The sequence below is a fragment of the Candidatus Latescibacter sp. genome (assembly GCA_030692375.1).
Taxonomy (GTDB): Bacteria; Latescibacterota; Latescibacteria; order Latescibacterales; family Latescibacteraceae; genus JAUYCD01.
On record JAUYCD010000162.1, the window covers coordinates 1 to 5387 of the forward strand.

The 5387-nt window shown below is 50.7% G+C and carries 5 protein-coding genes; 1 reads left to right on the forward strand and 4 read right to left on the reverse strand.

What is annotated here, in order from left to right:
- Positions 1 to 159: 159 nt before the first annotated feature.
- Both Q8O92_09755 and Q8O92_09760 read right to left on the reverse strand, forming a co-directional pair.
- A complete protein-coding gene (locus Q8O92_09755; protein MDP2983598.1) occupies positions 160 to 924 on the reverse strand; it encodes a 4Fe-4S binding protein in 765 nt (254 codons plus the stop codon).
- Entirely contained in the window at positions 921 to 1349 is a 429-nt protein-coding gene (locus Q8O92_09760) for an Rrf2 family transcriptional regulator (GenBank protein ID MDP2983599.1), read from the reverse strand. Before Q8O92_09760 ends, Q8O92_09755 begins: the two co-directional genes overlap by 4 nt.
- A 422-nt stretch (positions 1350 to 1771) precedes the next feature.
- Between Q8O92_09760 and Q8O92_09765 the strand changes: the two genes are divergently transcribed.
- Positions 1772 to 3508 carry a DUF6067 family protein gene (locus Q8O92_09765; GenBank protein ID MDP2983600.1) on the forward strand — a complete coding sequence of 579 codons (1737 nt, stop codon included), beginning with the start codon at positions 1772 to 1774 and terminating at the stop codon, positions 3506 to 3508.
- Positions 3509 to 3684: 176 nt separating this feature from the next.
- On the opposite strand, the gene Q8O92_09770 is transcribed toward Q8O92_09765, so the two are convergent.
- Positions 3685 to 4149: a hypothetical protein gene (locus Q8O92_09770; GenBank protein ID MDP2983601.1), complete on the reverse strand. Its 465-nt coding sequence runs from the start codon at positions 4147 to 4149 to the stop codon at positions 3685 to 3687.
- A gap of 127 nt (positions 4150 to 4276) precedes the next feature.
- Positions 4277 to 5387: T9SS type A sorting domain-containing protein (locus Q8O92_09775; protein ID MDP2983602.1), on the reverse strand; the 1111-nt coding region annotated here is incomplete at its 5' end.

A 5387-nucleotide genomic window follows, 5' to 3' on the forward strand; every position in this document is an offset into this window, starting at 1 on the left:
TCCAAGTGAGTGTCAACATTGTTGAAAACTGCCCTATCGTTTTCAATATGTTAATACTCACGGCATTTCCACAGCTTCTTGCCACTTCCTTTAATACCCTCCTTGTCTCTCCTATCTTTTCATATTATTTTTGACAGTACCCATTTCAGATTTCAGAATTCATACTTCAGATTTCGCTCTTAGAACCGGCGGAATCGTTTCACAGGTTACCTCTCCCCTGATACCTACAGTATGTATCTCCACCGGCATATCAGGGACTGTTTCATCACGGGCGCTGATGACCGCCCTGGCAATACCGCCGCAGCAGGGAACTTCCATCCTTAGCACAGTAATGCTCGAGGGCTCTGCCGCCATAAAAATATTCCTGAGTTTTTCCCGGTAAAAGGAAATATCATCGAGCTTTGGACAGCCTACCAAAACCACCCGGTCACAGAGAAAGCGCCGGTGAAAATCCGGAAGAGCATAGGGGACACAATCCGCGGAGATCAGTATGTCCGCTCCCTTCAGGAACGGCGCATGTGCCGGAACTAGATTGAGCTGCACCGGCCAGGTAGTGAGCTGGGATTCCATGCGCCCGGTGTAAAACGGTTCTTTCACCGCGGCATCATCCTTTCGGAACGAACGCATGGCGCTTCCAGGGCATCCGCATTCAAGAGGAACCGACACCGGCTTTTCTTCAGGGTGCTTGCCGGACAGATGTTCGTGCACCGCCTGCTCATCGAACGGCTTTACATCACGCTCCCCGATGGTAATCGCCCCGAGCGGGCAATCCCCGATACAGGCGCCGAGGCCGTCGCAGTATACCTCGCTTACCAGCTTTGCTTTTCCGTCGATAATTTGTAACGCCCCTTCCGCGCATTTGTTCGCACATAGTCCGCAGCCATTGCAGAGTTCTTCATCAATGGTGATTATTTTTCTGATCATGAACAGTTCACTCCCTTCTTCGATTTTTCTACCGCATCCTTGAGCAGTGTATTTGTCATGTATTCACGCACACGATCGTTTACATGTATCAGAAGATCGCCGAATATGCAATTGTTTCCGCAGACTTGCGCTTCCAGGAGGCACATATCATGTTCCATGCTTCCCTCAAACAGCTCGTAAATATCGCGGAGGGTGATTGCGCCGGAATCCTTTCCCAGAATAAACCCCCCTCGCGGCCCACGGATCGATTTTACCAGTCCGGCTTTAGAAAGCCGCTGAAGCACCTTTGCCAGGTGTGCTTCCGAGGCGCGAAGAGCTGAGGCAATCTCGGCATTTGTTACGAAGCCCGTCTCACGCACAGCAATATAAATCATCGCATGAAACGCCAGTACGGCAGCTTCCGACATTTTCAGGACACCGGACATATTTTTACTCCTTATTGGTATAACGGTACTATAATACCATTATTTGGGCGATTTGTCAAGGAAAATATACAAATGGAAAATATTTTTTACCCGATTTATGATTAACAATCGCCTTAAACTCACCCCCTGACCCCCTCTCTATGCTATAGAGGGGGAAATCCCTCTGCTACTCATTAACATGTTTGTATAAAAAAATAGTCCACACTTGGAATGCACCCCTCTCTTTTCAAGAGAGGGGATCAAGGGGTGAGTTTAATATATTGTGAGACAATCAATTCGTGTCTATTTCAAACATTTATATACATAATTCAGGCTACAAAATTTATTCTCGAAAACAATTGACCCCGCCCATTCGCAACTCTATGTTATGTATACAGCAGGCAAACATTTCACAAACCAGAATCCGGGAAAAGGAGGTAGCGATGAAAAGAATACCATTTTTTATCCTGATCGCGGGGTTTTTCATGCCTGCGGTCCTGACGCAGGCGGCGGAAAAATCTCCGGTAAAACTCACCGTGCTCAACAGTATGGAGCGAATCAGCCAGAACGATGCCCCGTTTGGAGAATCCCAGGCGCAGATAAAGGCGGCGCGAAACGAAGTGGAATCCTTCCAGGTGGTGGTCAATGCCCCGAATGAAACCATACAGGTTATCAAAGCGGAAATGTCTGATCTGGCCGGAAAGGGCGGGACAATCGGGAAAGAGTATATCGCCCTTTTCCGTGAGGAATTTGTACGGGTGAGAAGATCTTCTCCGCGCGCCGAATACCCTCCGGGGCTGTATCCGGACCCCCTTGTGCCGTTCATCAATACCCTGACCGGGCAGCAGATCGAGCCGAGGGGCCAGTTCCAGGAAAAATGGGGCGCTCCGGTAGTCACCAAAGGATTTGAGATGTATGCGGCGCCCTTTACGGTCTGGAAAGATCAGAACCAGCCTCTCTGGGTGGATGTATCCATCCCCCGGAATGCCGCCGCAGGAGTGTACTCGGGAACATTCACGCTTACCCTGCGAAATGATGTCTCCGCGACAGTGCCGGTGACTGTTACCGTCTGGGATTTCACCCTGCCCGACGGTCCCTCGCATCGGAATCATTTCGGCGGGGTGCAGAATGCCGCACGGTTCTTCGGAGCGGAGCAGAATTCAGACAGATACAGGGAAATCGAGATGCGCTACTGCCGGATGATGGCGGACCACCGCATCAATCCTCCCCTTCCCCGCAGCCTCATGCCGGAGGTGAACGATGACGGCTCCCTGAAGATAACTCCTGAGCGTCATCAGGCTCTGAAAAAGTTTATCGAGGACATGCATGTCTCCGATTTTGAGATTCCGCGCGCCCCAATCAAGGATGCGGTCGGCGCAAACCGGGATAAAGCTTTACGGTACTACAGAGATTATTACCGGTATGTGAAAGAAAACGGGTGGGAAAAGTGGGCGTACCTCTACATGCTCGATGAGCCGAATTTGAAGGAAAACTACGAGGAAGTGTTGGCGCTTGGCGCCCTGGTACATCAGGCGGCGCCGGAGATGAGGTGCCTGGTGGTGGAACAGCCCTACCAGCAGGATCCCTCCTGGCCGGGCATCGATCCGGCAGTGGATATCTGGTGCCCGCTTTTCTCTTTCATCGACCGTGATTCCATCGATGCGAAGCTGGCTCACGGCGATGAGGTCTGGTCATACACTGCCCTGGCTCAACGGTCGCCCCGGTACCATCCGCACTATGAAGAGGTGAAAAATTACGATCCGCCTTACTGGCACATCGAACACCCCCTCGCCGCGTACCGAATACCGACCTGGATCAACTGGCAGTACAAGATCACCGGCCTTCTCTACTGGTCTACAGTCACAACGGTGATCGAGCCGTGGCTGAATCCCGCCCTGTCCCATTACGGTACTCATTGCAACGGCGAAGGGTATTTGATCTATCCGGGAGCGCCTTGCGGCATTGACGGCCCCATATCCTGCATGCGCCTGAAGAACCTGCGCGACGGTATGGAAGATTACGAGTATTTCGCCCTCCTGGAGAAGATGGCAGGTAGGGAAGCGGTAACGAAAATCGTTTCCACAGTGGCGCCGAACTGGTGGGATTGCGCCAAAGACCCAAAAGCATTCCTCGCAGCCCGCGAAAAGATTGCAGGAGAAATTTTGAAATTGAAAAGATGAAATCTTCGGGGATGTATTCGTCTTTTCTGAAAAGCACATATCGGGATTCCGAATAGATGCCGAAACAAGTTCGGCATGACATCGGCTTCAATGTCACCCTGAACTCGTTTCAGGGTCTAAAAAAAAGGGCAGGAAAAAAACCTGCCCTTGTAAAAAAACCATTTTTTTCGCAGCTTTTATTGCCCCATAGCTTTCTGCATCGCCGCTTTCTGCGTGTCAGTCAGGAGTTCGGTTATGTTCTGTGTGGACGATTGATCCGCAGCGAGAGCTTTGATCTGGTCCACCTGTTTCTGGGTAAGCGGAGCTTTTGCGTTTTCAAGGATGACCAACTGCATAAGGGCGCGGGGTCTTTCCGGTCCGCCATTTCTTCCCGGTCTCGTTCCCAACGCCTTTTTCAGCGCTTCCGTCTGTTTTTCATCAAAAAGAGTGGCCAGCGCCTGGAACCCACCACCGCCTTGGGTGAATTGGAATTCCTTGAGCTTTTTCGCCTGGTCATCGGTCAAAGGAACACTGGCGGCTTTCAGAATTCCGGCGATGCTGACCGGCTTGTCTCCGGTTTGCTGCGCTAATACACTTCCTGCGGCCCAAAGGGCAAAGAACACCCCAGCGACCATAATTGCGATAATTTTCGGGGTTCTCATACTCACTCCTTGTTAAGGTTTCCCCCTTAATTTTTTCGACCTACCCCATCGACAATATAGCTACAAATAAAACCCGGAAAATATTTTTTTCCGGGTTTTTGTAAAAAAAGAATAAAAAAAAAATTCTTTACTTAAGCAGGGTCATTTTCATGGTTTTCGAAGCATTATCGGATTTGACCGTATAGAAATACATCCCTGCAGACTGACGTGAAGCATTCCAGGTCACCGTATGAGCGCCGGCATTCATTGTCGAATTGATCAATGTTTCCACTTTCTGGCCGGAAACATTAAATATCTCGACTGTAACTTTGCCTGCCCTGGCCAGGGTGAAATTAATAGTGGTTGAGGGATTGAACGGATTCGGAGTGTTCTGGCTCACCGTGAAAGCACTGGGTGCAGCCTCTTCAACGCCGGTCTGCTGGCTGATAACTCCTTTTATGGAATCATGTCCTATGAACATGAAACCGGGGACCTGGATCGCGTTCCCGGAGTCGCCGGGAAGTTTCGGAACGGAACCCTGGTTATCCGTATACATTCCGTCAAAGGGGGAGCCGTAATCGACATAATTCACATAGTACTTCCGGGAAGCCGTCTCGCCTGCGTAAGCCAGATTGGCGATGCCGGTGCCGTCCGGCCCCTCGAGACCGAAGGAAACCGCCCCGAGGTCATAGACAGCGCCGACTACGAAATTATTGGCATCGGCCTGGAAAGAGGTGGTGAAGGGAGGCGTCTTGTAGTCATTGCATACCCATTTTAAAAGAGCGGTCGGGTCGAAATTATGATCATATATCAGATCTCCGTTCTGGTTGTGAAAAACCACCAGATCCTTTTCATTTTCAGCCAGAGGGTTGACCATCTGGTTGAGACAGGAGGCGTGGCTGCCAAGTAACATATTCCCGTCCCGAGTGAGAGCCAATCCGTTCGGGCCGCCGTTTAGGAAGCCTCCGGCTTTAAAATCATCCGGGCGGCACCACCAGCTTGCCAGATCGAATTTTTTTACAGTCGATCCGTCTAACACATCAAAAAGATAAAGCTCGGCTTCAGGCAGATTATTATTATATGCATGGTAGTTGTTGTTAGCCCAATACACATAGGTGCCATCCGCGGCGGGACCGGCGAAATCATCCCAGGGGCGGCCTATACCTGCGAACCCGTTAGTTCCCCAGGCGATATCGACGGTAGCGTTACCGTTGGGAACCCATTTCATCTTCCAGACGCCCTTTTGACTCCCTATAGTA

What these genes read in the sequence shown, in the direction of transcription:
- Q8O92_09755 (MDP2983598.1), bottom strand. Translation starts at nt 924, where the DNA reads ATGATCAGAAAAATAATCACCATTGATGAAGAACTCTGCAATGGCTGC.
- Q8O92_09760 (MDP2983599.1), bottom strand. Translation starts at nt 1,349, where the DNA reads ATGTCCGGTGTCCTGAAAATGTCGGAAGCTGCCGTACTGGCGTTTCAT.
- Q8O92_09765 (MDP2983600.1), top strand. Translation starts at nt 1,772, where the DNA reads ATGAAAAGAATACCATTTTTTATCCTGATCGCGGGGTTTTTCATGCCT.
- Q8O92_09770 (MDP2983601.1), bottom strand. Translation starts at nt 4,149, where the DNA reads ATGAGAACCCCGAAAATTATCGCAATTATGGTCGCTGGGGTGTTCTTT.